This is a genomic window from Clostridia bacterium, assembly GCA_017410375.1.
GTDB lineage: Bacteria > Bacillota > Clostridia > RGIG6154 > RGIG6154 > RGIG6154.
This window is the reverse complement of the sequence record JAFQQW010000069.1, coordinates 1-25,094: the sequence shown is the minus strand read 5'-3', so window position 1 is coordinate 25,094 and position 25,094 is coordinate 1. Positions and strand designations below refer to the sequence as shown.

The following is a 25,094-nucleotide window of genomic DNA, read 5'->3' as shown; positions in this document are numbered from 1 at the left end:
CCGAAATCATAAGAAAATATATAAAAACAGCCTGAAAAATTCTCTTGAAACGGAAAATCAAACTTGATACTCTGTTTTTTAAGGGAGTTGAGTGTATGCAAAAACATATCGTCGGCACAGCAAGCACACCGAAAACGGGCAATATTTGTTATTATGTACAAAAAGGCACACCTCTGACGGTGGGCATCACGCAGCAGAAAGGCATTCTTTTGCAACAAACCGTGCCCTTTTGCGGAAGCTATAAAAAAGCAGTCTTATTTATGAAACAATTGGCAATCGGCAAAGCGACTGCCGTGAGCCTTAAGGATTTATGTGAGGATTACAGAAAATGAATGACAAGGTTTTAAGAACATTGGAATTTGATAAGGTTTTACAAAAATTGGAAACCTTTGCGACGGGCGACTCGGTCAAGGAGAAGGTTCTTGGCTTAAAGCCTGAAACAGACCTTTATTTGGTGGAGGAATCCCTTTCCGAAACCGACCAGGCATTAAAATGTCTGTTGAAATTTGCGTCTCCGCCCCATTGCGCGGTCAAAGGTCAGACCGCAAGCATCAAGCGTGCCATGTCGGGCGGTGTGCTGTCCATGAAAGAGCTTCTGGATATCGCAAGGGTTTTGTCTTGCGGCAAAGCCTACCACGGCTACGGCGAGGGAATTGAAGAATTTCCTGTGCTTGCAGGCTATATCCGCGATATTTTACCCTTTGATACCTTAGAAGCGGACATCACTTCCTCTATATTAAATGAAGAAGAAATGGCAGACAACGCCTCAAGTGAGCTTTTGTCCATCCGCCGTACCATCCGTCAGTTGGGCAACAAGGTGCGCGACACCTTAAACGGCTTTATTTCGGGCGGAAACGCCAAATTCCTGCAGGAAGCGTTAATTACCACCCGAAACGGCAGATTTGTTGTGCCGGTAAAGGCAGAGCATAAGGGCGACGTGCCGGGGTTAGTACACGACACCTCTTCTACAGGTGCGACCCTTTTTATCGAGCCTATGGCGGTGGTGGAAACCAATAACAAGCTAAAACAGGAAGAACAAAAGGAAAAATACGAAATCGAACGTATCTTACAGATGTTTTCGCAGCGTGTTGCAGATTGCGGTGAAGATATCTTGGTCAATATTGAAGCACTTATCAAGCTGGACTTTGCCTTTGCCAAGGGGAAATATGCCCTCGATTACAACGGCGTAAAGCCGAAAGTGAACGATAAAGGCGTTTTAAACATCAAAAAGGCAAGACATCCCTTGTTAGACCCCAAAAAAGCGGTACCCATCGACATCCGCTTAGGGGATGATTTTGATACCTTGGTAATCACGGGTCCCAACACGGGCGGTAAAACGGTATCCTTAAAAACCTTCGGGCTTTTGTGTCTGATGGCGCAAAGCGGTCTCTTGATTCCTGCAGCCGATAACGCAGAGATTTCGGTGTTCCGTAAAATTTTTGCAGACATCGGGGATGAGCAGTCTATCGAACAAAGCTTAAGTACTTTTTCGGCACACATGACCAACATTGTAAAAATTGTAAAATTTGCAGGTCGCGGAAGCCTTGTTTTGTTTGACGAGCTTGGCGCAGGCACAGACCCCACCGAGGGCGCAGCACTTGCCATGTCCATTTTAGAGCATGTGCGCAAAAAAGGTGCTAAAACGGTGGCAACTACCCATTACAGCGAGCTGAAGCTGTATGCCATGACAGAGGACAGAGTGCAAAACGCCTCCTGTGCCTTTGATGTAGAAACCCTCCGACCCACTTATCAGTTAAACATCGGCATGCCGGGCAAATCCAACGCCTTTGCCATATCCGAAAAGCTGGGTCTGGATAAGAAAATTTTAGAGCAGGCAGAAGACTATCTCTCGGGTGAAAATGTAAAATTCGAGGATGTTTTAAAAGAGCTTGAACAAAACAGACAGCAGACTGAAGCGGAACAGCTTCGGGCAGAAGAGCTGTCCCAGAAAGCGGCGGATCAGCAGGCGAGTGTGGAAAAGACCTATAACCGTCTGGAAAAGGAAAAAATCCGCATCGAAAAGGAAGCCATGCAAAAGGCGCAGAAAATTATCGAGGATGCAGAGGCTGAGGTTGCTGCCATGCTGGACGAGGTAAAGGCATTAAGAGCTGCCGAAAAGCAAAAGGAAGCCCAGCAGGAATTGGAGCGCATCCGCAAAGAGCTTCGGGAAAAGAGTGGCGGTCTGTCCAAAAAAATTCAGAAGAAAAAACCGCAGGCACCGGGTGCTGTACCGCAAAAGCTTATTCCGGGTATGCGTGTGTATGTGGTGGATACCGATACCGAGGGCACCGTTTTAGCATTGCCCGATAAAAAAGGAAATGTTACTGTCCAGACGGGTATTTTAAAAATCACCGTTCCCCTTTCGTCCCTGCGGGAAGCCAAAGAGGATACGGGCGCAGAAGTGGCAAAGCGCTATTCGGTAAACCATTCTACTTTGGGCAAATCCCAGGTGATAAGTCCCGAACTGGATATCCGCGGTAAGTTTGCAGAAGAAGGGGTTGCGGAAATGGAACGGTTTATTGACGATGCGGTGGTAGCAAACTTAAAAACCGTAACCATCGTGCACGGCAAAGGCACGGGTGCATTGCGTCAGGCGATTCACGATGCTTTAAAATGCAACCGCAGAGTGGAGGAATTCCGCCTCGGCAGATTTGGCGAGGGTGACCTGGGCGTTACTGTGGTACAGTTAAAATAAGAAGAAATGAATGGAGCACGAAAAAAATGACCTTCAAAAACAAGATTAAATACAGAATCCTTGTAAATGTACTCTGGATGCTGATTGGGGTAGGCTTGATTGTACTTGCTGCTTTCAAAGAGACGTTTGATACAGGATATATAGTTGGTATTGTGGTGGTGGTGAACCGTTTTGCAGCGCTGCTGCGAAATTGCAAGCTACTGGAATTGGAACAAGATCTTGCAAAACGCGAAAACGAGGAAAAAAAGATGAATAAAAACATCTTTGTTTATATCATTCGCGTCTTAGGTATCGGCTTTTGCGTAGCATATTTGGTTTGTTCCTGGTTCGGTATGACCGACGTGCTCGACACAATAGTGTGGCTTATTCCCGTGTTTTTGATATTGGAATTGCTGATTTATTTCATTCAGAGAAGAAAATAAAATCCATTGACCGAAGCGGAGAGGCTCTGCCGACTATTTTTCGGAAACAGAATTCAGATTGGAGTGACCTGCTATGATTATTGAAAAGAACGAATTGATTAACTTAATAGACGAGGGCGCGGATATTGAATTTTCTTTTCGTGGAGAAATGTACACAGTTTTGGCATGGACACCGGATGGGATTGTGATTGGAAAACAAAATTCCTCAAGTGATGAGATTTTTCAAGATTGTAAAACATTCTTAAAAAAATGTAAAATCGAGGGTGTTCCGATTATGGAGGCATTACCGGAAATGGATATATTGTATCATTCTTAAGATAAACCACCTTACTGTGACGGTAAGGTGGTTTTTGTGCTAAAAAGAAAAGACGCCTTAAAAGGTGTTCCGGAGTAGCCCTCATATTGGATTGAGCGAACAAAGCCCTCTTGCAACGCACAAAATTGCTTGCCCTCATCGGGCGCAATTTTGGTTGCTGCGCCGCGAGCACCTTGCTTCATCTGCCACCGGTAGCGCTTCGGGCTCGCGCCCCTCGTCCGGGGTTCGACTTCGAATAATCACCAAACAAAAAAGACACCTTAACAGGTGTTTCGGAGTAGCCCTCATATTGGATTGAGCGAACAAAGCCCTCTTGCAACGCACAAAATTGCTTGCCCTCATCGGGCGCAATTTTGGTTGCTGCGCCGCGAGCGCCTCGCTTCATCTGCCACCGGCAGCGCTTCGGGCTCGCGCCCCTCGTCCGGGGTTCGACTTCGAACAAAATTCACCAAAAAGAAAAGACACCTTAACAGGTGTCTTCTTTTTGGTGAACCACCGGGGAGTCGAACACTATAGCTTTGGCTATATTAGTCGGCTGTAGCGGTGCTGACACCATTTTGACCTTCAAGGTGTGCGCTAATCAGTTGGCTTGCATCACTCAATGCTTGTTCTGTGATTTGGGTATAGATGTTTTGAGTGGTGGAGATGTCCGCGTGTCCCATCAGGTACTGGGCTGTCTTTACGTCGATTTTAGAATCGTGCAAGATATAGCTTGCGTACGCATGACGGAGCTGATGCGGTGTTATATTCAATCCGGTTGACTTTTGGTAGCTTTTCCATCCGCTTTGGAACTCTGAGTGTGTCATGAGCCCGTTTTTGCCGCGGAAAATCAACCCGATATGCTGTTTTGGTAAAACTTCCTTTAAACACTCAGGGAGAATAACTGTTCGTTCTCCTGCGGGCGTTTTTGGACGTTTGATATATGGTGCGTTGCCTTTGAAGTATACAGATTTGTTTATATGGACACGATTGTTTTTTCGGTCGATGTCTGTGGCTTCTAAAGCAAGGAGTTCGCCTTTGCGTAAACCAAGATGTAAAAGGGTATATGCGATTAGACCGAATGGTGCATCTGTGCTGATTTTAACTGTTTCCATCTCCTGCTTGTTCGGAATGGTTCTTGGCTTTTTTGGAAGTCCTTTCGGAACGGTTATATATTGTGCAGGGTTATCTGTGATGTAGCCTTCGATACAAGCATATTTTAAAATCATGCCAAGAACAGACATTTGGTGTTCTACACGTTTTGCGGAATAGCCTTGGTTGATTTTCTTCTGCATGAATTGCTTTATGTGAATTGGTCTTATATCTTTTATGTAAGCGTATTCAAAATATTTCATTGCAAACGCAATCAGAGACTTGTAGCCTTCAGCCGTACTGTGGGCAAGTTTGGGAAGGTGGTCCCGTTCCCATTTGTCTGCAACCTCTACAAACAGCGCGCCGCGTTCCTCTGCTTCGTTAAAATTCATAATCTGCTGCAAGAGGTCCCGTTCGGCTTGCTTTTCGGTTTTTGCGGTGGAGTAGAAGGTTTTGCGTTTGCCGTTAATGGTTACAGCTTTTTTCCATCTGCCGTCTGCTCTTCTTTTCATAATACAGCACTCCTTTGCATAAATTTGGGTTGACAAAGTAGAGTGCAATGTGATATACTTTTGTTGGTATTAGTGTGTATATCTATATGCACTCTATTTATTACAATCCTCGGTATTGCAGTACCGGGGGTTGTTTTTTTTAACAAAAAGCTCAAAGGCTCGCCGATTCCCGGATAGTGGGAGGGTTACTGCTATGAACATATATTATTGATTTTGAGGCTCTAAGTTTTTCCACAGTTCAATTGGAGGGTACTTCATAAGTTGAAGTGTGCCGTCGAGAACTGCTGAAAGCTCCGGCAATGCAACAGATGCACATTCCTGGGACACTTTATCGTTGTATTCTTTTGGTGGTGCGTCAAATTCAAACAAGCAATTCATTTCAAGTGAGATTGCAATCATTTCGTTTTCTATGCTTCTGATGTTTACATCAAGCTTGAAATGCGCAGTTTTGTTATCCTCTTTAGACTTTGGTGGGTTTATTTTTGTATTAACTTCTACGCTCAGCTTGGCACTTCCATTGTCGGCAGGTTTTATTTCTATGAAATTTTTATTGATGGCATATTGTTTTAAAGTTGCTATCATAGCTAAAGCTTCCTTTCGTCTGAATTGATGTGTTGTTTTTTTGATATTTGCTAGTGTCAAATAACATAGGTAGTATTGTATAAGGGATAGTACTATGTTTTTCGCTTTTTTCTTGCAAATGAATTTCCAATGCATCGTTTACTACAGCGTTTATCGTCATATCGTTTTTAAGGGCAAATTCTGACAAACGTTTGTGTAAGTCGGAAGATGTTCTTACGTTGAAAACACCGCTGTATTCTTTTTCCGGTGTTTTTCCGATGCTTTCGCAAAAGTCTAAATAATTATCTACGGTTTGATGAAACATATTTTCTATATCATCTGAAGAACCGTGAAAGTTTAATGAGTCAGAAAGACCGTAAACTTTACCTACAAGGATTTTATCATCGTAATCGTATTCAACTGTTGCGTGATAACCTTTATATTCCAACATTTTGCTCATGCAATTCACTCCTTTATTTTTTTATTATATCTATTGATTCTAAGAAATTAATAGTAGCTTTTACGTGATGTTTATATAGTTCTTTCCCGGGGTGAGGTCCGTCAAATTGTAAAATTCTTCCTGTTGGTTTGTGATAATATATTATGCTTGAACCTCGTCCACCCTGATGCTTTTCGCAATCACAATATCGCATAAGGTTATCTAACTCCATTATAGTGAAATTGGAAGGCATCGGTTTTCTACATAGTTTTTCGATTAGTTTTTCTTTCTTTGGCAAAAACAATTCACGTCCTTTTTTGTAACTAATCTTTAGTTACATTATATGATATAAAAATCGGTTTGTCAATATTTTTATCTTTAAATTTCTCGAATAAGCAATTTCGGGATACCAAGTATACGGCAATGCTCTAAAGCTTCGCCTTCGATTCGTTTGGGTTTGAATTCAGGATTCAGCGGAATCATTTCCATCCAATCCTCCCCCGGGACATATTCTACCTTTTTAAGTGTTGCGGTGTCATCTTCGTATATAACGGCACCGATTTCGCCCGATCGATTTAGGGTGGTTTGCTTTAAAATAAGCACGATGTCTCCGTCCTGGTACTGCGGATACATACTGTCTCCATGCACGCGAAGGACGAAATAATCCTCCATGGGTCTTCCTTTTAAATAGTAGCGAGGAATTTCTATGGTTTCACCGGACCAGTCCTCTACGGCTATCATGTCGTAGCCTGCAGCAATTTCGCCAAGGATAGGGAAGGTGACGGTGTCTTCGGTGATAGTGGGAGGAAGAAGTCTGTCTTCGATATTGAAGGTAGTTTCGTCTTTTTCTTCCCAGCCCATTAAATAGGAAGGAGATACTTCGAAAATATCAGCCAGTTTTTCAATATTTTCCAAAGGAATATTCGTTACCATACCCTTCTCATATTTAAATATAGTTTGTGTTGCAATGCCTACACGCTTTGCGACATCCGTTTGTGTCATATTTCTATTTTCACGAAGATGTCTGATTTTATCTCCTAAAGTCATTTTTTTGTCACCTCACATATATAAAATAACACATGAAGTTAAAAAAGTCAACACATTTTTTCAAAAATAAAAAAATTTTTCAAAATTGACTTGACAAGTTAAAAACGCAGTGTTATAATTAACTCAACAAGTTAAAGGACGGAGGTGAATGTGATGACGGATTTAAAAAAATTAAAACGGAAAATCTTTGATAACGGCTACAATAATTCCTCATTTGCTGAAGCTATTGGCATGTCTAAGCCGACGTTTTCAAGAAGAATGAAAAACGGAAAATTTACAACAGATGAAGCAGAAAGAATTATTCGTGTGCTGAGGTTAAAACAACCAGACAAGATTTTTTTTGTAAAAAAATTAACTTAATAGGTTAAATCAGAAAGCTAATTAGAAAAGAAAGGGGGATAGAGGTGTTAAATAAATTAGAAATAATAAAAAAAGGAAAATCGACGAGCGTTTTATTAAACGGCATCGAAATTCCTATGATAAAAAAAATGGCTATTGTCGAAGAACCTGAAACATGCGAACTGATTTTACACATTTCAATTGACAGAAATTATAAAGTCTTAAATGTGTAATTGCTTTAATGCTTCTATAATAGTATCTAACGCAAAAGGCAAACCTTTTTCAACCAAGAAAGTTTTGATTTTTTTGAAAACAGTATCGTCTTTTATATGTTGTAAAATTGCATGGCCATAGGGCGACAAATCTACAATGTTGTACGAGTTATCTATCCAAGCTTCTGTTTTGTTAAAACAGCCGAGCTTGTCACAGTACCTTATATGATATTGCACCTCATCTGGTTCGTAATTTTGAAATGTTGTTTCGTCAAAAATAACATCTGTTTCTTTTTGCACTTTTACCAAAATATCGCGTATACAATTATGATTCAATTCCATTTATATCACCTCAAAACAATTATATCATGTTGAATAAGGTTTTGCAAGTTCAAAAAAAGTAAAATGTTTTCGCTGTTCTTTGTATGTGGTGTATCAAACTGGCATTGAGGAAGGAGTTTTTAGTATGGAAAAAATGAGGTTTGCGGAAAATTTGTACAAAATCCGCAAGATGCGATGTATTTCGCAGAAGGAAGTCGCGGAGCGCGTTGGCGTTTCGCAGGCAGTTGTATCCATGTGGGAAAACGGCAGTGCGTTGCCCACATTGGAGCGGTTTGTGGCAATTACAACTGTTTTAAAGTGTAGTGCAGATGTGCTGCTTGGTCTTGAGGAAAGGAGTGAGGAAGGTGGCAAGGGAGAAGGCGAATTACCGGGATATGTTAGAGCATTTATCCGAGAAGCATCCGATGACTTTGACAAGGCAGGAAGCAAGTGAGATTTTGAATGTGTCGCTTCCGCATTTGAGAGGCATTATCAGAAAGGGACACATCAAGGTGCAGGACGGTAAGATACCGCTCGGGTCGGTGGCAAATTATTTGTGTGGATAGGAGGTGAGCAAGGTGTTTTTCGAGCTTTTGGTTTGGGTTAGTGCTTTCAGTTTAATTCTTGCAATTGCAGGTGCGGTTGCTGACAGATTGCCGGATGCATTTGTTGGTACGGTGAACCGATGGTCCGATCAGTTAGAAGTTTTAATTTGCGGACAAAAAGAAGAACCGACACACGCGGCAACGTATGTCGATTCCAAAAATAGATTTTAATATGGAAAAATCTATACTTATGATAACACAGTTTTTTAAAAAAGTCAAGTTAAAGGAGTAAATAATGTTAATTTGCACAGAATGTGGGTTTGTCTTTGACGAGGGGACAAGGTACACAGAGCCACACGGTGAGGTGACTTACGGCTGTCCGAAGTGTGATTCGACATCAATTGAGGAAGCGAACAAATGTGACTGCGGAAACCCGAAGGAAAGAAGCGAATGGCTTTGCAAGGCATGCAGGACGGTGCTTCAGCGAAGATTTACACGGTTTTGGACAAACCTCACACGGAACGAAAAAGAATTTGTTTTAGAGTTAATGGAGGAATTTTAATATGGATAGATTGTTGCAGGAGCTTGGCAGATTGTCGCTTCGGCTTATGGAGCTGAACGAAATCAGCAACAATGTTTATGCTGAAAAGAAACAGGTTGAAAAACAGATGGCACAGATTAAAGGGCAAATGGTGGAGCTTGCAGGTTCTACCGGAGAGGCGATAAAGAGAGGTGAGGAATAAATGGGAATCCCGGTTTTGATTTTAGGGGAGAGCGGAAGCGGAAAAAGTACAAGCCTTCGCAATTTCGAAATTGATGAAGTAGGCATTTTTAATGTGGCTTCTAAACCGTTGCCGTTTCGGAAACAGCTGAAAAAAGTGAATGGAGCTACATATAAGACAATTGTTGATGGGCTTCAAGCACCGAAGCTTAAAAGATATGTGATTGACGATTCACAGTATTTGCTTTGCTTCGAATTGTTTGACAAGCTCAGTGAACAAGGTTATCAGAAGTTTACAAATATGGCGGCAAATTTTTATAACTTGGTAAAGTTTATCATCACTAAAACACCGGAAGATGTGGTTGTATATTTTCTGCATCATGTGGAGCAAAATGGCGAAGGCAAGCTGAAGGCGAAGACGGTTGGCAGGATGCTTGACGAAAAGCTTTCGGTGGAAGGGTTGTTCAGTATTGTGCTGTACTGTGTGGCAGACGGAGCAGAACACAAATTTATCACGCAATCAGACGGAAGCACTACGGCAAAAAGTCCGATGGAAATGTTTCCGCTTGAGATAGACAACGACCTTAAGATGGTCGATACAGAAATCAGAAACTATTATAATTTAGGAGGAATTGAAGAATGAAAGCAATGAACAATTATGAAAAGGTAAGCGCGGTAACAGAAAGACCGCAGTTAAAAGCAGGTGCATATGTGTGCGTTATCAAAAAAGCGAAGGTTGTACCGTATCCCAAAAAGGACCAGAGCGGTATGTTTGAAAAGTTCGAGGTTGCGATTGATATTGCAGAAGGTGAATTCAAAGGCTTTTATGAAGATAATTTCAAAAGTCAGAATGTCGAAGATAAAAAATGGAAGGGTGTGTTGAGAAACTTATATGTTCCGCTTGACGATGGATCTGAACAGGACAACTACACCATGGCGAAATTTAAGGCGGCAATGGAAGCGGTTGAAGAATCCAATTCCGGCTTTAAATGGGAATGGGATGAAAACGCATTGCAGGGTAAAAAAGTTGGTGTGATTTTTAGAGATGAGGAATACAGCTTTAACGGATATTCCGGTTGGACGGCAAAGCCTTTTAAGCTTATCAGTGTGGATGCAGTGAAGAACGGAAAGTTTAAAATGCCTGCAGCTCTTCCTCTGAAAAAAGATGAAAATGCAAGTGTGTTTACTTCTGTACCTGCAGGCGAAATTGAAACAGCAGATGATTTGCCCTTCTGATGATGAAATATAACCATTTTGAAATTGATGAGATGCTCGATTCAATGGTGATTACATACGATACACGGGAACAGCAAACCGCAAAGCTTAAAAGACGGCTTAAAGGGTTTGGCTGTCCCGTGGAACGTAAGAAGCTGAATTTTGGGGATTATTCTTGTTGTTATACAGATACAGACGGAAATAAGGTGTACTGCGATGATTTGGTGGCAATTGAACGAAAAATGAGCCTTGACGAATTGTGTGCGTGTTTTTGCAAGGGAAGACAGCGGTTTGAACGTGAATTTCTGAGAGCAAAACAAAGCGGTGCCAAAATTCATTTACTGGTGGAAGACGGCGATTATGAGAAATTATTCGGTGGAGAATACAGAAGTCAGTTGAACCCGAATTCTTTAATCGCCTCTTATCTTGCCTGGGCAGAAAGATATGAAATACAGCTTCATTTTTGCCGGGAAGAAACCACAAAACTCCTGATTCCCAAGATATTAAAATACTGGCTCAAAAATCACTTAGAGCAGATGGAGGAATAATGCAGAAGGCACAAATTTTAAACAGACTTACCATGGAACAAGTCCTACTGCGATACGCGCCTTGCAAAATTGCACAAAATCGTGCAGACTGTCCTCTGCATGGAGGAGATAAGTGCTTTGTTCTTTACCCGAACAGCTTTTACTGCTTCTCCTGTGGGGCAGGCGGTGATTTGATAAAATTTGTAAGCCTTATGTTCGGCATCGGATACAGAGAAGCGATGTTTCGACTGGACAACGATTTTGGGCTTGGTGTTTTTAAAAAGCAGAGCTTAAAAGATATACACAAAATGCGTGCTGAGGATGAAAAAATCAAAGCAGAACAAGAGAAAAAGCGAGCGGTGAAAATCTTGAACACAAAGGCTTATAATGCGTTGTGTGAATATTTTAAGGAGCTTAAAACCATGTACCCGGATGCGAATGTAGCAGAACAGGCGTACATCTCAAGCAGACTTTTGGATATGTTGTATGAAGATGAAGAATTCTTTTTTGATTATGAAAAACTAATTGGCGCGATGCGCAAAAGGATTGGAGGTGTTGACATTGACTGGTAAGCCGGATATTCCGCAGTTTTCAAAAGAGGAATTTGTGCATTCCGTTGAACCCTTTGAGTACATAAGACAAAATGCACAAAATGCCTTTGAACAACAACAGCTTTTGACCATAATGTCTGAAATGGCAAAAGCGCAAAAAGTCAACAACTTTAAAACCCTTTATCATTCTTATGTAAAAACCGTACAGTCAAAAGAACGTGTTTTGGATACTAACGTGACAGATTTTGAAGGATTGGATACGGAATTTAAGTGCGGACAGTATGTATGTGACCAGTTTGGTGTTTCGTTTATCAGTCCTTTCGGCATGGAAATTGTGGCGTGCAGTCATCCGATTGTGCCGGTAGAACGATTTGTAAATATTGATACCAATGTGGAAAAAATACGCCTTGCTTACAAAAAAGGATGTGTGTGGCGTTATATCACGGTTGACAAAGAGGTTTTAGCTTCCGCATCAAAAATCGTTCAGCTTGCCAATTATGGCGTTGCGGTGAATTCGGAAAACGCAAAATATCTGGTGAAATATCTGACAGATATGGAACAGATGAACTATGAAACGATACCAGAGAAAAATTCGGTTGAAAGATTAGGTTGGATTGAAAATCACGGTTTTTCTCCTTATGTAGAAAATCTTGTGTTTGACGGTGAACTGACCTTTAATGATTTATTCAACACGGTAAAAAGCAAAGGTTCGTTTTCGGTATGGCTTGAAAAGTGCAGAGAGGTCCGCAAAAATCAAAACGCGGTTGCAAGAATCATGCTTGCGGCATCCTTTGCATCGGCTTTGGTTGCACCTTGTAATGCGTTGCCGTTTTTTGTTCATCTTTGGGGCGGTACGGAAAACGGGAAGTCGGTTGCCATGATACTTGGTGCATCAGTTTGGGGGAATCCATCAATCGGTGAATATGTACAGAGCTTTAATGGCACAGAGGTTTCGCAGGAGTTGACTGCCGCGTTTTTAAATTCGTTGCCTTTATGCCTTGATGAGTTGCAGATAAAAACAGGTGTACATGACTTTGACAGAATGATTTACAAGCTTGCAGAAGGTGTATCCAAAGGACGTGGAAAAAAGACCGGCGGTTTGCAGAAAATGGCAAAATGGCGAAATTGCGTTCTTTCGACCGGGGAATTTCCGATTCTGAATGAGCGGACCAACGGTGGTGCAGTAAACCGCGTTATTGAAATCAATTGTGCAAATCTTAAGGTGTTTGAAGATTCGCGTGATGTATATGTGACGGTAAGTCAGAACTACGGTTTTGCCGGAAGGATGTTTGTAAGCTTCCTGCAGGACGATGAAAATATAAAAAAAGTCCTCCGTAAGCAGGAGGAGATTTATAACGAACTGACCAAGACAGAGACAACCGAAAAGCAGGCTTTAGCAGCATCTCTGATTCTGACCGCGGACTACTTTGTAACCGAAATTATTTTTAAGGATGATATGAATTTGAATGTATCGAACATTATGCCGTATCTTTCAACGAAAGAGCAGGTATCTCAAAATCTAAGATGCTTGCAATATATATTGGATACGGTATCTATGAATCCCGATCGCTTTGATATGGATGAAGAAAAACCACGTCAGGGTGAAATTTGGGGCAAGGAGACCGAGAGCGAAATCCATATCATTAAGACAAAATTTGACAATATCTTGCAGGAACGCGGATACAATTCAACAGCATTTTTGGAGTGGGCGAAAGAGAATCGGGTCATCCGAACAGACAAATCGGGCAAAACATGTGTTACAACACGCATTTTGGACAAGGTCGCAAGGTGTGTGGCTATAAAACGGTCTAATCCCTTTGATGATGCGGTTTATGACGATTCTGAAGTGGAACTTTTGCCATGAAAATTTTAGGGCTTGTAACACCGTAACACCTGTAACACCTATTTTTTAATCTTATATATATAAAATGTGTGTGCGTGAATGTAAAAAAGAAAACACACAATTTACTCGCGCGTAAGGATATTTTTTTGGTGTTACGGTGTTACAAAACACAAAAAATACCTTCAAAGCCTTTGGTGTAGCGGTTTTCAGCTGTAACACCTGGGAAGTGTTTAGGTGTTGCAAGGTGTTACGAACAGAAAGGAGTTAAAAATGGAATTACAGGAAATTGAAATTCGTGCCGCAAATTTAGAACCGCTTCCCGGAAGAAGTGAACTGGATTGGTACGAGCAGAATTTATTTTTAAGTTTGCGTAATATTTACAGCATGTATCATGTAGGTACGTTGTCGAAAGAGGTAGCTTCTAAAGAAAAACACGTAGTGATATCATCATACCAAAAACAAAGAGAAGTTGCAAGCTTTTACGCCGCATTGTATGAAAGCTGTATAGAACGAAGCAACAAAAGCGAAGCGTTGCGGACGGCAATCACCAAGGCAAAGACGAAGGAAGAAAAGGGGAAGCTTGCACTTGAGTGTGTGTATGCTTTAACAGGCGATAAGATGATACTTAAGGAAGCGGAGGCGTTTGATGGTGCTTGAGAATTTGCCGGAACAGGGAAAGATGTATTCCGGTTCGGAAGTGGAAGTGATGTTCGGAAAGCATAGGCAGACTGTATTGACCTGGGTCTGGAAAGGGTTGGTTCACCCGGTTAAGATTGGAAATCGCAATTATTATAAGGGTGAAGAGCTTTTGGAGCTTTTAAAGAGTGGCAGGCTGCACAAACAAAAAAAGCCGAGACGGAAAGGGCATGCCGGGAAAAAGCAAACGTCTATTTGCGAAGACTGTCTGAAGGCTTATAACGGATGCAGTTGGGCAAGGCATCGGGTTCCCGTGCTTGGTTGGGATGCGAAGCGGTTGGATATTGAAGATTACAAAGGCAAGGACGTGTACCGCGTGTATGCTTGTCCCGAGTTTGAGGAAGAAAAGTTTTATACAGATAAAAACGGAATCAGGCGGAGGGTCAATGAAGTGCCGGAAGAATGGAAGGTACATAGATGAAAAAAGTAAAAGGAGTTTAACTAAATGAAAGATGATTACATTTCTAAATTTGTTGCGTTACAAAGATTGCCGTATGAGATAAAAGTAAGAAAAGCTGAACAAAGAATTCACGAATTTTTCAACGAAATAACCGGTGTCAGAGATGCTAATGTACACATCAGTGTTGGAGGACTCGATTCCATTACGCTACTGATGTTCATTAGAAAACTTGGATATTCAGAGCGAGAAATTCCTGCGATCGGTTGTACAGTTTTGGAACATAAGAGTATACGCAAGATACACAAACAGTTAGGTGTTATTCCTATTTATCCAAGCGTTCCTAAACATAAAATTTTGCAAGAGCACGGATTTCCTGTTATAAGTAAGGCAAAAGCACATAAAATCGAAATTTTGCAAAATCCGGATGCTGAAAAACAAACCTTTATTCACGCGATTATGACCGGTGACATGGGCCAACAAGGCAAGTTTCAACATTCAAACAAAATAAAACTTCCTGACAAATGGCTAAAATTATTTGCGGGGCATTACAACGAACATAGACCGGATTTAGCATGCAAATGCGCAAAGTTTAAGTGTTCTGCAATATGTTGCAAGCTTATGAAAGAAGAACCGTGCGATAATTGGGCGAAAGCGCATAACAGTTTTCCCTATCTTGGACTTATGGCGTCCGAGGGGGGGCAACGAGAGTTTGCGCTGATGAAAAATGGGTGCAATTATTACGGAAAAGATGTTATAAGAAGCGCTCCGTTTGCTCCGTTTATGCGACAGGATATTTTACAGCTGGCATTGGATTTGAGTGTACCTGTTCCAGAGGCGTATGGAGAGATAAAGAGAGATACGGACGGTACATTGTATACGACAAAAGCTCAAAGGACCGGGTGCGATATATGTGGCTTTGGAATTCACCTTGAAAAAAGACCGCATCGGTTTGATAGGCTCCGCGAAGATAACGAACGAGCGTGGAAGTTTTGGATGTATGAATGCTGTAAGGATGACGATGGTACACCGTATGGGTGGGGGCGTGTGCTGGACTACATAGGAGTTCCGTGGGAAGAGCCTCCAGCAATTCAAGCAGAGTTTGATTTTGGTTTATAGGAGGAATTCAAATGAAAGATAACGAGATTATTAAGGCGTTGGAGTGTTGCGGAAACATTGTTGATTCAACTTGTAAAGAATGTGGTTATCACAAAACATATAATGCAAGTTGTGTCGTGCGTTTAATGCGTGATGCCCTTGACCTCATCAACCGTCAAAAGGCAAAGATTAAAGAAAAAGACGAAATGCTAAAGGCACAAGCTTCCAAAATCTTTCTGTATGAGGATGTTTTAAAGGAAAAAACGGCAGAGATTGAGAGGTTAAAATCGTACTCAAATTATAAAGTTTGGACTGTAAGAGATAAAGCTCTTGTATTAACCGAAACACTTGAAGATTACGAAGAGTTTAAGCGAAATATTGAATCCGAAGCAAGAAAAGAGTTTGCGGAGAGGTTGAAAGCAATATCACATCCTTATGGCGATACACAGAAGGTGTTTGAGTTGCAGATTGACAACCTTTTAAAAGAAATGGACAAATGAAAGAACGATTTTAAGGAGGGTTGATATGGATTGTAGATACAGTTTCTATGACGGCGATATTATGCGTTTTAAATGTAGGATATCGGGTAGCGAATGCATTTACTTTATTCCAAATGAGTTGAAATGTGAAGAAGCAATTGATATGAATGAAAGTGTAAAGGAAGAAGAGCAATAAAATCGCAATTCAAAAGAAAAACCAAAAGAAATGGAGGGCGAAGCTGATGCGTGAGATTTTGTTTAGGGGCAAAAGGGTTGATAATGGCGAATGGGTACAAGGCAGTTTATTTGCGGAAGGAACAAGATTCGAGATAGTAAGAAGCACTTGCAATAATGTTGGAATTGAGGGGATAGATGTTATTCCCGAAACAATAGGACAATACACAGGCTTAACCGACAAGAACGGACAAAAGATTTTTGAGGGAGATATTTGTCAACATCGTTCATATTATAGCGACAATATCGTTATTTCAGTAGTTACATATACAGACGGACAATTTTTGGTTATGGTTGATGAAAATAGCGGATTTAATTTATCTGACAAACTTGAAATTATTGGCAATATCCACGACAACCCCGAATTGCTTGGAGGTGGTTCTGATGCGTGATAGATTGGTGGAGTTGATAAATCAATATCCTTGTATGAGTACAGCAGAAGATTGTTTTATGGAGAGTATATCTTCTGACCTTGCCGACTACCTTATTGCAAATGGTGTCATTGTTCCGCCTTGTAATGTGGGGGATGTGGTGTATGTAAAATATTACGGTGAAATCGTAAATGCGTATGTTACTGAATTTGAAATAAATTCAAAAGGAGTTGTAGCAAAAGTATATATAGATCCTGATACGGATAGAGAATATGATGCCGAAGATATTTACATCACCAAAGAGGAAGCCGAGGAAGCTTTGAAGAGAAAGGAAAGTGGGTATGGTCAGAACATATAAAAATAGCAGATTTGTATTATTATCGCTTATGGATATAAGGGACTCAAAAGATATAATTCTTCAAATCGAAGATGCAAAAACTAACTTTGATAGCGGGCAAAAGTGTTATCTGTGTGAAGTTGTAAGCCCTGGACTGTATTTCAGCGATAAGGATGAACGTGCTTTGATTCGTGAAATATGTGAGCTTAACAACGATAAGCGAAAATTGGAAAAGAAAATAATTAGACTTGAAAAGCAGATAGAACAGATAAGAAAGGAAGATGAGGGGAAATGAAAATACGAGAAATCAATACGAGTAGCAAATTTGCCACAGTTACATTTGATTATGACGAATTAAGATGCTTGTGCAATTCTTTATATGAGGTATCAAAGTTTGATGATGTTGAAAAGGACGATAATTTCAATAATGTTTACGCAAAAATTATTGAATTATTTGCACTTGTCAAGCACGGCAAAATACCCGAATTTGAATTAAAGAAAATGTATGAACTGTTTTACGGCAACGACCACCCAACCGAGAAAGGCGGTAGTGAATAATGTTCTTGTATAACCCTATCGGAAAGACACTTGCAGAGATACATAAAGATTGTGGCGGTAATGTGGGCGGTTATTCTGTATTTGTTTTGCAAGACGAAAACGACATAACAGGGAAACGACTTGACGAGGATTTTTCTATTGGCTTGATTTTAAGAAAGCACCCACAATATGCGAATTGCAAAGTCAAATATGAAAATGATTTTTACGGGACGACAGTATTGCGAGTAGAGAAAGGCGGTGAGGGGTGATGGCTGAATTGTTACCTTGTCCGTTTTGTGGTGAAATCCCATACATAGAAAGAAAACCTTTATGGAAAGAGTATGGCGGTTCTACGCACGGATATTATGGCTGTTTTGAATATGATATTAGATGTCATAAATGCGGTTGCAATATTCCTCTTGGTGGCAACGATACTGTTTATCGCAAAGACGAAGAAGCGAAACAAAATGCAATCAATAAATGGAACACACGCACACCAAAAGAAAGAGGTGGGGAGAAGTGATTATATTAGAATTCTTTCGAGATATATTCAAACCGATAATACGATTTTGTATTTGGGTTATAACGGCAAGAGATTGTCAGCATTGTTCAAATGGGAATCTAACAAGATGGGGGTGGAAGTGTAGTGTGTCAGATTACCGAAAGGCTGACAAGTGCAGAAACACCTTGTGGCGATGTTGTTTTAATAGAAGGCGGTGATTAAATGGCAAGGTATATTGATATAAATGAAATAAAATTTACGGGTGCAGTTTTTGAGGATAGAGATGGAGAAATCTATATCAAGTTGTCTGATGTTAAACAATCAATAGAGCAGACACCCACCGCAGATGTTGTGGAAGTTATACGGTGTAAGGATTGCGATGTTCCGCATAACAAGTGGACAGGGTGTCCTAACCTAAACGGATTTATTCCGCCATCAGATTTTTATTGTGCAAAAGGAACGCCGAAAGAAAGAGGTTTGAAAAAATGAAAAAGATAACAAAAGAGATACCGTGTGAGGTTGGGACGAGAGTTTTTGTGGTTGGGCATTTCACCGGGGATGTGTTGGAATCTGAGGTGGTGACCATAAGCATCACAAAAGATGATGTGTATTTGCATCTTGATAACGGGTGCATTGTGTCGAACAAGCAGCAGGTGGGCAAAAGTGTGTTTTTTGAAAAGAGTGAAGCGGAAAAGAGGGTGAAAAAGAACGAATGACTGCAAAAGAATGGTTAAACCGTGCGTATAAAATTGATGGACGTATAAAAGTGTTAGAGGCAGAGAAACGAGAATTGATAACGGCGGCTGCACGATGCACTGCTGGTGTTGGTGAAGTGTCGGTAAAAACTTCACACGGCAACGGTTCAGAGCGCGCGTTTGTAGACTACGCCGAATCAATGAAAAGGTACGAAAAAAGAATTGATAAGCTTCTGGAAAAGCTTTACCAAATCAAGAGCGAAGTCGTAACGGCTATTTCGCAGGTTGAAAATCCTATATATCAGCAACTGTTGATTTTGCGATATTTACAGTATAAGAAGTGGGAGGATATCGCAATAGAGATTCACTTTGATTTCGATTATGTGCGCGGTAGATTGCACGGAAAAGCATTAAAAAAAATAGGCGAGCTGTTAAAGCTCACCTAAATAGTTCTTTATTGCTGTTCGTATAAACTCTGATTTGCCAATCCCGTCTTGAAAATAAAGAAGCCACAAAAAGACACAAGAAAGTGTGGTATAATTGTATTGTGGAAAGTTAGAAGAAGGACACTTGCTTGATTTCCATTTGAAAACTCCTGTTACTTTTTTGAACGAAAGACGTGCCGTTTGGTTCGTCTTTTGTTTTTACGCAAAATATTTGGAATTAAGGGTAGTATATGCCGAAAATGCAGGGGAGGGAGCAGGGCATAAAAATGAGGTGTTAGGAGCGTTGGCAAATGAAAAGAATTTGAGACGGTTAAGCACGAGCGAAGCACGAGAAATTGGTAGCAAAGGCGGTAAAAAGTCAGGAGAAGCAAGACGACTAAAAAAGGCGTCACGCGAAAGGATGATAAGCCTTTTAAATGCATCTGTTTCAGAGGCAGATTTAAAACGGCTTTTGAAACGATATAACAAGGAATCTATTGACGAAAGCATGCACGATCTTTTGATTGCTTCTATGGTCATGAACGCGATACAAAAAGGAGACGCTCGGCTTTATAAGCTGATTTTAGATGTAGCAGGCGAAAGTTCTGAGAATGAGGATGTCGGCGAACTGGAGCGACTGATTGAGGGATTGAAGGATGAATGATGTATATACCGAAAAGCAGTTGAAACTCATGCGCGCCTGGCAGAAGGACAAGCTGAAGCGGTTGAATATCTTAGACGGCTCGGTTCGTTCGGGTAAAACATGGATTTCTATTGTTTTGTGGATGTTCTGGGTAGCGACCATGCCAAAGAATAAAAGTTATATGATGGTCGCAAGAACACTGACTACCTTGAAGCGAAACTGTCTGGATCTGATGGAGGGCTTAGCCGGGAAAGATAATTTTTCGTATTCTCTGGCACAAAAGCAAGGCGAGCTGTTTGGGCGAAAGATTTATTTAGAGGGTGCAAACGATGTGCGAAGTGAAAGTAAAATCCGTGGCATGACATTGCAGGGCGTTTACTGTGACGAAATCACACTGTTCCCACAGGATTTTTTTAACATGTTGCTTTCGCGTTTGTCTGAGCCTGATGCAAAGCTTATCGGGACTACTAACCCCGACAGCCCGAAGCATTGGTTAAAAACCGAATTCTTAGACAAGAAGAAAGAACTGGACTTGTTGACCATGCGTTTTCTGATAGATGATAACACCTTTTTGCCGAAGGATTACATAAAGAACATCAAAAAAGAATATTCGGGTGTTTTCTATGAGCGGTTTATCCGCGGTCGCTGGGTGAATGCAGAGGGGCTTATTTATAAAACCTTTGCAGATAACCAGAAGCGGTACAGCATCAAACAAAAGGACGTGCCTTCGCTTAAATATATCAACATCGGCGTTGACTTTGGCGGAAACAAATCACAGCACGCATTTGTGGCAAGCGGTTTCACCGAACGGATTGACGTGGTGTATGCTTTAAAATCCAGAGCGATACCGGCAACGGGTACTTCTGTAGAGGATATTATAAGCAGTTTTAAGCAGTTTGCGGACGAAATCACAAAAACATACGGCTTTGTGGATTATGTGTATGCAGACAGTGCCGAGCAGGCAATTATAAACGAGATGCGGAACAAGACGGATTATGCTATCTGCAACTCGATAAAAAACGAAATCATTGACCGAATACGGTGCGAGGATGTATTGTTTTCTTCGCGCCGTGTTTTTTTGGTGGAGAACGAAAACGATGATTTGGCGGACGGTCTTGAAAACGCCAGATGGAATGAAAAAAACGTAAAGAAGGACGAACGGCTTGACGATGGTACAAGCAATGTGGATATACTGGATGCTTTTGAATACAGCTTTGAAAGCTTTATCCGTGATTTGTTGGAGGGATGATATATGTGGGCATATTTTGCTGATTTGCTTGAAAAGCTTGTGAATAAAATGCGAAACGGCAGCTTTGAAAAAAACAAAGAAGACGTTGAAAAATATATGGATGTTTCCAAATCGAACTGGACGGCGGTTTTTTCCAACGTTCTTTCGGTGCTGACTTTTTCAGACAGTTCCGTTTCGGTAATTGGTGACAACCGCCGAAGTGCTTTACTGGATGATGTGGCGCAAACGGTTTGGAACGACATGAAGCAAAACATTGCGGTGGGGAACGGTTGCGGTATGATTGCATCCTTGCCGTATTCTGTTACTGTGAACGGGAAAAGAAAGATTTTTGTGGATACGGTTGCAAAGGACCGTATTTTCGTTACCGGTGTACAGGGGAACGAGATTACAAAATGTACTGTGATTGCCGATGTTATCCGCGAACAGAAAACATCCAACATTTATGTGCGCGTTACGGAATACGAAGTAGACGGTGGCGTTTATATTATCAGACAGACTGCAAAACTGAACGGTCGGGATATTCCGCTGACTGACGTGGAAGAATGGGCAAGCATCTTGCCCGAAATGCGTATCGGCGGTGTGGAAAAGCTTCCCATCGGCATTTATACCTGTCCGACCAGTAACCGCAGACCGAAAAAGGTAGACGGTGTTCCAATCACCTACGGATGCGGTAAGACCATTCTTAAAATTGAGAATTGTTTGGAGCAGATTGAAGAAGAATACGAGGACAAACGCGTTAAAGTGTTTGCAGATGAAACTTTGTTCGGAAAAGACAAAAGGCTTTCCAGACTTTATATAAAACTTCGGTCAGTCGGTTCATTCGACAGTAAGGCGTTTTTGGATGTGTTTGACCCGGCATTTCGGGACAGCGCGCTTTATAACCGTTTAGAGCATCTTTTGGCACAGCTTGAAAAAGAGGTTGGTACCAGTCGCGGAATCTTAACCGATTTGTCGGTGAGCGGTGGCACGGCTACAGAAATTAAACGCGCTACATACAACACTTTTGCGCTTTGTTCGGATATTTCGCGGAACGTGGAGAAGTATTTTGATGACCTCATGTACGGCGTGAATGTGCTTGCAGAATACTACGGCATTACACCGCCCGGAGAATATGAGGTTTTATATAACTGGTCTTATTCCTTGCTTGAGGATGCAAGTGAGACCTTTAACCAGATGATGCAGGCGCGCTCTGTCGGAGCTGTAGATATTGCGGAAATCCGTCAGTTTGTAATGCCGGGCGAAAGTCTTGACGATGCCAAAAAGCGGATTGAGGAAATCAAGAAAAACAATCCGACCATGAGCCAGTTGGTGGGTGAATAAATGTGCTGAATGAATATCAGATAAACGCATTACCGGAGCGGATTGTAAAGCGACTTGAAAGAATCAATTCGGATTACCTGATTGCGATTGGTGAGCGGATAACAGAAATAGGCGACTTGCGACCGACCGAAGTGCATCAGCTCCAACGCATTTATAAAAACACAAGGAACATCGATGCCATAACAGAACAGCTTGCTCAGCTCAGCGAGAAAACGGAGCAGGAGATTTACGACATCTTTGACACCGTGGCAAAGGAAAACTATAAATACAGCGAGCCGTTTTTTAAAGCAAAGGGTAAGGCGTATGTTCCGTATTCGCAAAACAAGGAACTGAAGGACTATGTTCAAGCCATGGCAAAGCAGACGGTTGGAGAATTAAAAAACCTGGCACAGCACACGGCGTTTATGGTGTTTAGCAAAAATGGAGAGGTTGTGCCGACTTATTTTGGTATGTCAGAAAGGTTGCCGACCTCTTTAAGCGAAACCTATACGAAAATAACAGACCTTGCGATTCAGAAGGTGCAGATGGGCACAGAAAGCTATCAGAGTGCCATGCGCGAGGTGATGCGGACAATGGCAGACAGCGGTATCAGAACGGTGGAGTATGCGACAGGCTATTCCAGACGATTGGATACAGCGGTTCGTCAGAATGTGTTGTGGGGTGTAAAGCAATGCAACCAAGAGACGGCTGACATGGTGGGCAAGGCGTTTGGTGCAAACGGTGTAGAGATTTCTTATCATTCCAATCCGCGCGATACGCATGCTGAAATGGGTGGCAAGCAATATGCTCTGGGTAAAGCGCAAACGGTAAACGGTGTGTATTATCCGTCGTTTGATACGGTGAAGCATCTATTGGATGAGCCGAACTGCCTGCACTTTAAATTTTCGATTCTTTTAGGTGTTTCAGAGCCTGCGTATGACGCGAGCGAGCTTGAACGATTAAAAGAGAATGACCGCAAGACCTTTACCTTTGAGGGCAAAACGTACAACGGGTATGAAGCGACCCAGGCACAACGAAAGCTTGAAACGGCTTTTCGGCATTCGAGTGACCGCTATACCATAGCAAAGGCTGCAGGTGACAAAGACATGATGCTAAAAGAGCAGACGCGCATGACACAGCTCTCGCAAAAATATAACGAGTTTTCTAAAGTAGCAGGATTGCCTACCAAAGTGGAGCGGTTGAGTAGCGGAATTTCGTCTAAATCGTTGACAAAGCGCGGGAATAGTGGTATAATGAATATGAAAATGCGCAATGGTGTTGTGATGAATCCAATGGATAGTGCACGTTACCATAAAATGCGCAATGGTTTACAAAAACAAGGTGTAATTGTTCTTGAAGCAAAAGGCGATGACTTGAGATATTTGGAAGCAATTGGAGCTGAAGCGTCGTATGGACATGGATTCATTATGCATTGTGGGGAAATTCCTTCGGCATCAGCAATGTTTGAAGAAGTAATACATTCAATGCAAGCAAAAAAATATGGTGAATTTATCAGTGATGATGATATAGAATTATGTGCTCGAGAAATTGCCGCAAATAGAATGCTGTTAAAATTTCAGAAGGCATATGGATTTGATAAAAACGATATTGAGGACATAAAGATGAATTTACAACATTGGGAATTGAGATTTGAAAAAGGAGTTGGATTAACCTATGACGAAAGTAAATATCGTAGAGAAATTTAACACAAGTCAAGGCGTTATAATAGTGACAAAAGATTGCGGTTTTAAAATCGGGGAATCGGTTTGTGATGAAAGTGGAGCCGTGTATAAAATAAACGGTATACAAATGCCAACGAAACCGCTAAAAGAGAATGTTGTTTGTCTTATTGTGAACTGAAGTTTAAAGTAAAGATTAAATTTTTTAAACCACCCTACTGTGACGGTAAGGTGGTTTTTTAGTTCCAAAAAGAAAAAATAAGTTGCATTTATGCTTTTTTTGTGATAAAATAAAAATTGCCAAACGAAAGTGAATAAATTTTATCCCAAGTGTGTATTTATATTTAGGTAAAAATACGGGCTCTTTTTAAGTATACACTTTGGGTTAAAGAAATGCTTTTGTTTGGCGACAGGGAGCTGCGTGTTTTTTCGTGCGTAGCTTCAGTCTATTGAACTACGCACTTTTTATTTGCAATTTCTTTTTTGGAGGTGAATTTTTGTATACTTGGCAAGGGGTGCGAAATTTATCAAAAAAAGGAGAAATGGAAATGCAAGCAAAAACAGCGATTAATTTACTTTCTGTTGCAATTGTCTTTATTTTGATTATCGGCTTTGTCGGCGGTATTATGTATGGCAACTCATTAAAGATGCCTACGGAATATGCTTTGCGCGCAATAGATGATATGGAAAGAATAAAAGATGAGAAAGCGGGGCTGATGTATTGGATTGATGATGAATACGAAGTGTTGGCAGAAGTATCCAAGGAAACCGAGTGGACGCTTTCATGCACTATTTCAATGCTTGGTGTTTGGGTTGTCAGTGCGCTTATTGCGCTGATGCTATATGCGAAGTCCGTACAGCTTCAAATTGCGGATGAAATATTGGATGAAGTGAAAAAAATAGAATCGAAAAAGGTAGTAAAAACAGTTACCAGAACGGTGATGCAGAAACAGGCGGCAGAGAGTGAACCGGCAAAGAACACAAACGAATAAAAGTAAATACGATAACTAAGTACTTGTAAGAAATTACAGGTACTTTTTTATATTCCAAAACAGCCGGGACCGGGCTTAAAAGGGGTCAGTTTCGTAGTGGGCAGAGCTCCACTTAAAAAAATCT

At 41.2% G+C, this 25,094-nt stretch carries 38 protein-coding genes; 33 read left to right on the top strand and 5 right to left on the bottom strand.

What is annotated here, in order from left to right; all coding sequences use genetic code 11:
* Positions 1-95 precede the first annotated feature (95 nt).
* From IJE10_11455 to IJE10_11440, 4 genes are all read left to right on the top strand, one after another.
* A complete protein-coding gene (locus tag IJE10_11455; protein MBQ2968719.1) occupies positions 96-332 on the top strand; it encodes a hypothetical protein in 237 nt (78 codons plus the stop codon).
* The gene (locus tag IJE10_11450; protein ID MBQ2968718.1) at positions 329-2,695 is read left to right on the top strand and encodes an endonuclease MutS2; all 2,367 of its coding nucleotides are present in this window, start codon (positions 329-331) and stop codon (positions 2,693-2,695) included. The genes IJE10_11455 and IJE10_11450 overlap by 4 nt, the downstream gene beginning before the upstream one ends.
* A gap of 26 nt (positions 2,696-2,721) precedes the next feature.
* A complete protein-coding gene (locus IJE10_11445; GenBank protein ID MBQ2968717.1) occupies positions 2,722-3,117 on the top strand; it encodes a hypothetical protein in 396 nt (131 codons plus the stop codon).
* A 73-nt stretch (positions 3,118-3,190) separates the two neighbouring features.
* On the top strand, positions 3,191-3,433 hold the full coding sequence (locus IJE10_11440; protein ID MBQ2968716.1) for a hypothetical protein: 243 nt from the start codon (positions 3,191-3,193) through the stop codon (positions 3,431-3,433).
* A 527-nt stretch (positions 3,434-3,960) separates the two neighbouring features.
* Here the strand turns inward: IJE10_11440 and IJE10_11435 are convergent.
* From IJE10_11435 to IJE10_11420, 4 genes are all read right to left on the bottom strand, one after another.
* A complete protein-coding gene (locus IJE10_11435; protein ID MBQ2968715.1) occupies positions 3,961-5,016 on the bottom strand; it encodes a site-specific integrase in 1,056 nt (351 codons plus the stop codon).
* A 204-nt stretch (positions 5,017-5,220) separates the two neighbouring features.
* Positions 5,221-5,598 carry a hypothetical protein gene (locus tag IJE10_11430; protein MBQ2968714.1) on the bottom strand — a complete coding sequence of 126 codons (378 nt, stop codon included), beginning with the start codon at positions 5,596-5,598 and terminating at the stop codon, positions 5,221-5,223.
* Complete coding sequence (locus IJE10_11425) at positions 5,564-6,037, bottom strand: type II toxin-antitoxin system HicB family antitoxin (protein MBQ2968713.1); 474 nt, start codon at positions 6,035-6,037, stop codon at positions 5,564-5,566. The genes IJE10_11430 and IJE10_11425 overlap by 35 nt, the downstream gene beginning before the upstream one ends.
* A gap of 357 nt (positions 6,038-6,394) precedes the next feature.
* Positions 6,395-7,063 carry a helix-turn-helix domain-containing protein gene (locus IJE10_11420; GenBank protein MBQ2968712.1) on the bottom strand — a complete coding sequence of 223 codons (669 nt, stop codon included), beginning with the start codon at positions 7,061-7,063 and terminating at the stop codon, positions 6,395-6,397.
* 153 nt (positions 7,064-7,216) lie between these two features.
* On the opposite strand from IJE10_11420, the gene IJE10_11415 reads away from it, so the two are divergent.
* Entirely contained in the window at positions 7,217-7,423 is a 207-nt protein-coding gene (locus IJE10_11415) for a hypothetical protein (protein ID MBQ2968711.1), read from the top strand.
* A gap of 200 nt (positions 7,424-7,623) precedes the next feature.
* On the opposite strand, the gene IJE10_11410 is transcribed toward IJE10_11415, so the two are convergent.
* A complete protein-coding gene (locus IJE10_11410) occupies positions 7,624-7,956 on the bottom strand; it encodes a DUF2513 domain-containing protein (protein ID MBQ2968710.1) in 333 nt (110 codons plus the stop codon).
* 124 nt (positions 7,957-8,080) lie between these two features.
* Here IJE10_11410 and IJE10_11405 point away from each other — a divergent pair, with 124 nt between their 5' ends.
* The 28 genes from IJE10_11405 (at position 8,081) to IJE10_11270 (ending at position 24,970) form a co-directional block, all read left to right on the top strand.
* Positions 8,081-8,389: a helix-turn-helix transcriptional regulator gene (locus IJE10_11405; protein MBQ2968709.1), complete on the top strand. Its 309-nt coding sequence runs from the start codon at positions 8,081-8,083 to the stop codon at positions 8,387-8,389.
* A gap of 124 nt (positions 8,390-8,513) precedes the next feature.
* Positions 8,514-8,711 carry a hypothetical protein gene (locus IJE10_11400; GenBank protein ID MBQ2968708.1) on the top strand — a complete coding sequence of 66 codons (198 nt, stop codon included), beginning with the start codon at positions 8,514-8,516 and terminating at the stop codon, positions 8,709-8,711.
* A 64-nt stretch (positions 8,712-8,775) separates the two neighbouring features.
* Positions 8,776-9,042: a hypothetical protein gene (locus IJE10_11395; GenBank protein ID MBQ2968707.1), complete on the top strand. Its 267-nt coding sequence runs from the start codon at positions 8,776-8,778 to the stop codon at positions 9,040-9,042.
* Between the two features lies 1 nt (position 9,043).
* Positions 9,044-9,223: a hypothetical protein gene (locus tag IJE10_11390; protein ID MBQ2968706.1), complete on the top strand. Its 180-nt coding sequence runs from the start codon at positions 9,044-9,046 to the stop codon at positions 9,221-9,223.
* Positions 9,224-9,844: an ATP-binding protein gene (locus tag IJE10_11385; protein MBQ2968705.1), complete on the top strand. Its 621-nt coding sequence runs from the start codon at positions 9,224-9,226 to the stop codon at positions 9,842-9,844. It begins immediately after the preceding gene.
* The gene (locus IJE10_11380) at positions 9,841-10,437 is read left to right on the top strand and encodes a hypothetical protein (protein MBQ2968704.1); all 597 of its coding nucleotides are present in this window, start codon (positions 9,841-9,843) and stop codon (positions 10,435-10,437) included. Before IJE10_11385 ends, IJE10_11380 begins: the two co-directional genes overlap by 4 nt.
* Positions 10,437-10,964: an ERCC4 domain-containing protein gene (locus IJE10_11375; GenBank protein MBQ2968703.1), complete on the top strand. Its 528-nt coding sequence runs from the start codon at positions 10,437-10,439 to the stop codon at positions 10,962-10,964. The genes IJE10_11380 and IJE10_11375 overlap by 1 nt, the downstream gene beginning before the upstream one ends.
* Positions 10,964-11,515, top strand: coding sequence for a hypothetical protein (locus IJE10_11370; protein MBQ2968702.1), 552 nt, complete (start codon positions 10,964-10,966; stop codon positions 11,513-11,515). The genes IJE10_11375 and IJE10_11370 overlap by 1 nt, the downstream gene beginning before the upstream one ends.
* Positions 11,505-13,358, top strand: a complete 1,854-nt coding sequence (locus IJE10_11365; GenBank protein ID MBQ2968701.1) for a DUF927 domain-containing protein — start codon at positions 11,505-11,507, stop codon at positions 13,356-13,358. Before IJE10_11370 ends, IJE10_11365 begins: the two co-directional genes overlap by 11 nt.
* A 249-nt stretch (positions 13,359-13,607) precedes the next feature.
* Entirely contained in the window at positions 13,608-13,994 is a 387-nt protein-coding gene (locus tag IJE10_11360) for a hypothetical protein (GenBank protein MBQ2968700.1), read from the top strand.
* On the top strand, positions 13,984-14,454 hold the full coding sequence (locus IJE10_11355) for a helix-turn-helix domain-containing protein (protein MBQ2968699.1): 471 nt from the start codon (positions 13,984-13,986) through the stop codon (positions 14,452-14,454). Before IJE10_11360 ends, IJE10_11355 begins: the two co-directional genes overlap by 11 nt.
* A gap of 24 nt (positions 14,455-14,478) precedes the next feature.
* Complete coding sequence (locus IJE10_11350) at positions 14,479-15,549, top strand: hypothetical protein (GenBank protein ID MBQ2968698.1); 1,071 nt, start codon at positions 14,479-14,481, stop codon at positions 15,547-15,549.
* 11 nt (positions 15,550-15,560) lie between these two features.
* Positions 15,561-16,028, top strand: coding sequence for a hypothetical protein (locus IJE10_11345; protein MBQ2968697.1), 468 nt, complete (start codon positions 15,561-15,563; stop codon positions 16,026-16,028).
* Positions 16,029-16,053: 25 nt separating this feature from the next.
* On the top strand, positions 16,054-16,203 hold the full coding sequence (locus IJE10_11340) for a hypothetical protein (protein MBQ2968696.1): 150 nt from the start codon (positions 16,054-16,056) through the stop codon (positions 16,201-16,203).
* Positions 16,204-16,246: 43 nt separating this feature from the next.
* On the top strand, positions 16,247-16,633 hold the full coding sequence (locus IJE10_11335) for a hypothetical protein (GenBank protein ID MBQ2968695.1): 387 nt from the start codon (positions 16,247-16,249) through the stop codon (positions 16,631-16,633).
* Entirely contained in the window at positions 16,626-16,970 is a 345-nt protein-coding gene (locus IJE10_11330; GenBank protein ID MBQ2968694.1) for a hypothetical protein, read from the top strand. The genes IJE10_11335 and IJE10_11330 overlap by 8 nt, the downstream gene beginning before the upstream one ends.
* The gene (locus tag IJE10_11325; protein ID MBQ2968693.1) at positions 16,954-17,244 is read left to right on the top strand and encodes a hypothetical protein; all 291 of its coding nucleotides are present in this window, start codon (positions 16,954-16,956) and stop codon (positions 17,242-17,244) included. The genes IJE10_11330 and IJE10_11325 overlap by 17 nt, the downstream gene beginning before the upstream one ends.
* Positions 17,241-17,507 (top strand): hypothetical protein, encoded by a 267-nt coding sequence (locus tag IJE10_11320; GenBank protein ID MBQ2968692.1) that lies wholly within the window; start codon positions 17,241-17,243, stop codon positions 17,505-17,507. Before IJE10_11325 ends, IJE10_11320 begins: the two co-directional genes overlap by 4 nt.
* On the top strand, positions 17,507-17,755 hold the full coding sequence (locus tag IJE10_11315; GenBank protein ID MBQ2968691.1) for a hypothetical protein: 249 nt from the start codon (positions 17,507-17,509) through the stop codon (positions 17,753-17,755). Before IJE10_11320 ends, IJE10_11315 begins: the two co-directional genes overlap by 1 nt.
* Positions 17,755-18,009 carry a Lar family restriction alleviation protein gene (locus IJE10_11310; GenBank protein MBQ2968690.1) on the top strand — a complete coding sequence of 85 codons (255 nt, stop codon included), beginning with the start codon at positions 17,755-17,757 and terminating at the stop codon, positions 18,007-18,009. Before IJE10_11315 ends, IJE10_11310 begins: the two co-directional genes overlap by 1 nt.
* Positions 18,010-18,210: 201 nt before the next feature.
* Positions 18,211-18,477, top strand: coding sequence for a hypothetical protein (locus tag IJE10_11305; protein ID MBQ2968689.1), 267 nt, complete (start codon positions 18,211-18,213; stop codon positions 18,475-18,477).
* Positions 18,474-18,704 (top strand): hypothetical protein, encoded by a 231-nt coding sequence (locus tag IJE10_11300; GenBank protein MBQ2968688.1) that lies wholly within the window; start codon positions 18,474-18,476, stop codon positions 18,702-18,704. Before IJE10_11305 ends, IJE10_11300 begins: the two co-directional genes overlap by 4 nt.
* Positions 18,701-19,129, top strand: a complete 429-nt coding sequence (locus IJE10_11295; protein ID MBQ2968687.1) for a hypothetical protein — start codon at positions 18,701-18,703, stop codon at positions 19,127-19,129. Before IJE10_11300 ends, IJE10_11295 begins: the two co-directional genes overlap by 4 nt.
* Before the next feature lie 283 nt (positions 19,130-19,412).
* Entirely contained in the window at positions 19,413-19,772 is a 360-nt protein-coding gene (locus tag IJE10_11290; GenBank protein ID MBQ2968686.1) for a hypothetical protein, read from the top strand.
* Positions 19,765-21,000, top strand: coding sequence for a PBSX family phage terminase large subunit (locus tag IJE10_11285; GenBank protein ID MBQ2968685.1), 1,236 nt, complete (start codon positions 19,765-19,767; stop codon positions 20,998-21,000). Before IJE10_11290 ends, IJE10_11285 begins: the two co-directional genes overlap by 8 nt.
* 3 nt (positions 21,001-21,003) lie before the next feature.
* The gene (locus IJE10_11280; GenBank protein ID MBQ2968684.1) at positions 21,004-22,320 is read left to right on the top strand and encodes a hypothetical protein; all 1,317 of its coding nucleotides are present in this window, start codon (positions 21,004-21,006) and stop codon (positions 22,318-22,320) included.
* A 2-nt stretch (positions 22,321-22,322) separates the two neighbouring features.
* A complete protein-coding gene (locus IJE10_11275) occupies positions 22,323-24,005 on the top strand; it encodes a hypothetical protein (GenBank protein MBQ2968683.1) in 1,683 nt (560 codons plus the stop codon).
* Between the two features lie 521 nt (positions 24,006-24,526).
* Positions 24,527-24,970, top strand: a complete 444-nt coding sequence (locus IJE10_11270; protein ID MBQ2968682.1) for a hypothetical protein — start codon at positions 24,527-24,529, stop codon at positions 24,968-24,970.
* Positions 24,971-25,094: the final 124 nt, after the last annotated feature.

Excerpts from the sequence above, each read along its gene's own strand:
- IJE10_11315 (MBQ2968691.1), top strand. The coding sequence starts at position 17,507 with ATGTTCTTGTATAACCCTATCGGAAAGACACTTGCAGAGATACATAAA.
- IJE10_11270 (MBQ2968682.1), top strand. The coding sequence starts at position 24,527 with ATGCAAGCAAAAACAGCGATTAATTTACTTTCTGTTGCAATTGTCTTT.
- IJE10_11370 (MBQ2968702.1), top strand. The coding sequence starts at position 10,964 with ATGCAGAAGGCACAAATTTTAAACAGACTTACCATGGAACAAGTCCTA.
- IJE10_11355 (MBQ2968699.1), top strand. The coding sequence starts at position 13,984 with ATGGTGCTTGAGAATTTGCCGGAACAGGGAAAGATGTATTCCGGTTCG.
- IJE10_11340 (MBQ2968696.1), top strand. The coding sequence starts at position 16,054 with ATGGATTGTAGATACAGTTTCTATGACGGCGATATTATGCGTTTTAAA.
- IJE10_11330 (MBQ2968694.1), top strand. The coding sequence starts at position 16,626 with ATGCGTGATAGATTGGTGGAGTTGATAAATCAATATCCTTGTATGAGT.
- IJE10_11325 (MBQ2968693.1), top strand. The coding sequence starts at position 16,954 with ATGGTCAGAACATATAAAAATAGCAGATTTGTATTATTATCGCTTATG.
- IJE10_11320 (MBQ2968692.1), top strand. The coding sequence starts at position 17,241 with ATGAAAATACGAGAAATCAATACGAGTAGCAAATTTGCCACAGTTACA.
- IJE10_11300 (MBQ2968688.1), top strand. The coding sequence starts at position 18,474 with ATGAAAAAGATAACAAAAGAGATACCGTGTGAGGTTGGGACGAGAGTT.
- IJE10_11455 (MBQ2968719.1), top strand. The coding sequence starts at position 96 with ATGCAAAAACATATCGTCGGCACAGCAAGCACACCGAAAACGGGCAAT.
- IJE10_11295 (MBQ2968687.1), top strand. The coding sequence starts at position 18,701 with ATGACTGCAAAAGAATGGTTAAACCGTGCGTATAAAATTGATGGACGT.
- IJE10_11285 (MBQ2968685.1), top strand. The coding sequence starts at position 19,765 with ATGAATGATGTATATACCGAAAAGCAGTTGAAACTCATGCGCGCCTGG.
- IJE10_11360 (MBQ2968700.1), top strand. The coding sequence starts at position 13,608 with ATGGAATTACAGGAAATTGAAATTCGTGCCGCAAATTTAGAACCGCTT.
- IJE10_11450 (MBQ2968718.1), top strand. The coding sequence starts at position 329 with ATGAATGACAAGGTTTTAAGAACATTGGAATTTGATAAGGTTTTACAA.
- IJE10_11280 (MBQ2968684.1), top strand. The coding sequence starts at position 21,004 with ATGTGGGCATATTTTGCTGATTTGCTTGAAAAGCTTGTGAATAAAATG.
- IJE10_11410 (MBQ2968710.1), bottom strand. The coding sequence starts at position 7,956 with ATGGAATTGAATCATAATTGTATACGCGATATTTTGGTAAAAGTGCAA.
- IJE10_11445 (MBQ2968717.1), top strand. The coding sequence starts at position 2,722 with ATGACCTTCAAAAACAAGATTAAATACAGAATCCTTGTAAATGTACTC.
- IJE10_11310 (MBQ2968690.1), top strand. The coding sequence starts at position 17,755 with ATGGCTGAATTGTTACCTTGTCCGTTTTGTGGTGAAATCCCATACATA.
- IJE10_11305 (MBQ2968689.1), top strand. The coding sequence starts at position 18,211 with ATGGCAAGGTATATTGATATAAATGAAATAAAATTTACGGGTGCAGTT.
- IJE10_11435 (MBQ2968715.1), bottom strand. The coding sequence starts at position 5,016 with ATGAAAAGAAGAGCAGACGGCAGATGGAAAAAAGCTGTAACCATTAAC.
- IJE10_11395 (MBQ2968707.1), top strand. The coding sequence starts at position 8,776 with ATGTTAATTTGCACAGAATGTGGGTTTGTCTTTGACGAGGGGACAAGG.
- IJE10_11350 (MBQ2968698.1), top strand. The coding sequence starts at position 14,479 with ATGAAAGATGATTACATTTCTAAATTTGTTGCGTTACAAAGATTGCCG.
- IJE10_11380 (MBQ2968704.1), top strand. The coding sequence starts at position 9,841 with ATGAAAGCAATGAACAATTATGAAAAGGTAAGCGCGGTAACAGAAAGA.
- IJE10_11390 (MBQ2968706.1), top strand. The coding sequence starts at position 9,044 with ATGGATAGATTGTTGCAGGAGCTTGGCAGATTGTCGCTTCGGCTTATG.
- IJE10_11425 (MBQ2968713.1), bottom strand. The coding sequence starts at position 6,037 with ATGAGCAAAATGTTGGAATATAAAGGTTATCACGCAACAGTTGAATAC.
- IJE10_11385 (MBQ2968705.1), top strand. The coding sequence starts at position 9,224 with ATGGGAATCCCGGTTTTGATTTTAGGGGAGAGCGGAAGCGGAAAAAGT.
- IJE10_11420 (MBQ2968712.1), bottom strand. The coding sequence starts at position 7,063 with ATGACTTTAGGAGATAAAATCAGACATCTTCGTGAAAATAGAAATATG.
- IJE10_11405 (MBQ2968709.1), top strand. The coding sequence starts at position 8,081 with ATGGAAAAAATGAGGTTTGCGGAAAATTTGTACAAAATCCGCAAGATG.
- IJE10_11430 (MBQ2968714.1), bottom strand. The coding sequence starts at position 5,598 with ATGATAGCAACTTTAAAACAATATGCCATCAATAAAAATTTCATAGAA.
- IJE10_11345 (MBQ2968697.1), top strand. The coding sequence starts at position 15,561 with ATGAAAGATAACGAGATTATTAAGGCGTTGGAGTGTTGCGGAAACATT.
- IJE10_11415 (MBQ2968711.1), top strand. The coding sequence starts at position 7,217 with ATGACGGATTTAAAAAAATTAAAACGGAAAATCTTTGATAACGGCTAC.
- IJE10_11440 (MBQ2968716.1), top strand. The coding sequence starts at position 3,191 with ATGATTATTGAAAAGAACGAATTGATTAACTTAATAGACGAGGGCGCG.
- IJE10_11375 (MBQ2968703.1), top strand. The coding sequence starts at position 10,437 with ATGATGAAATATAACCATTTTGAAATTGATGAGATGCTCGATTCAATG.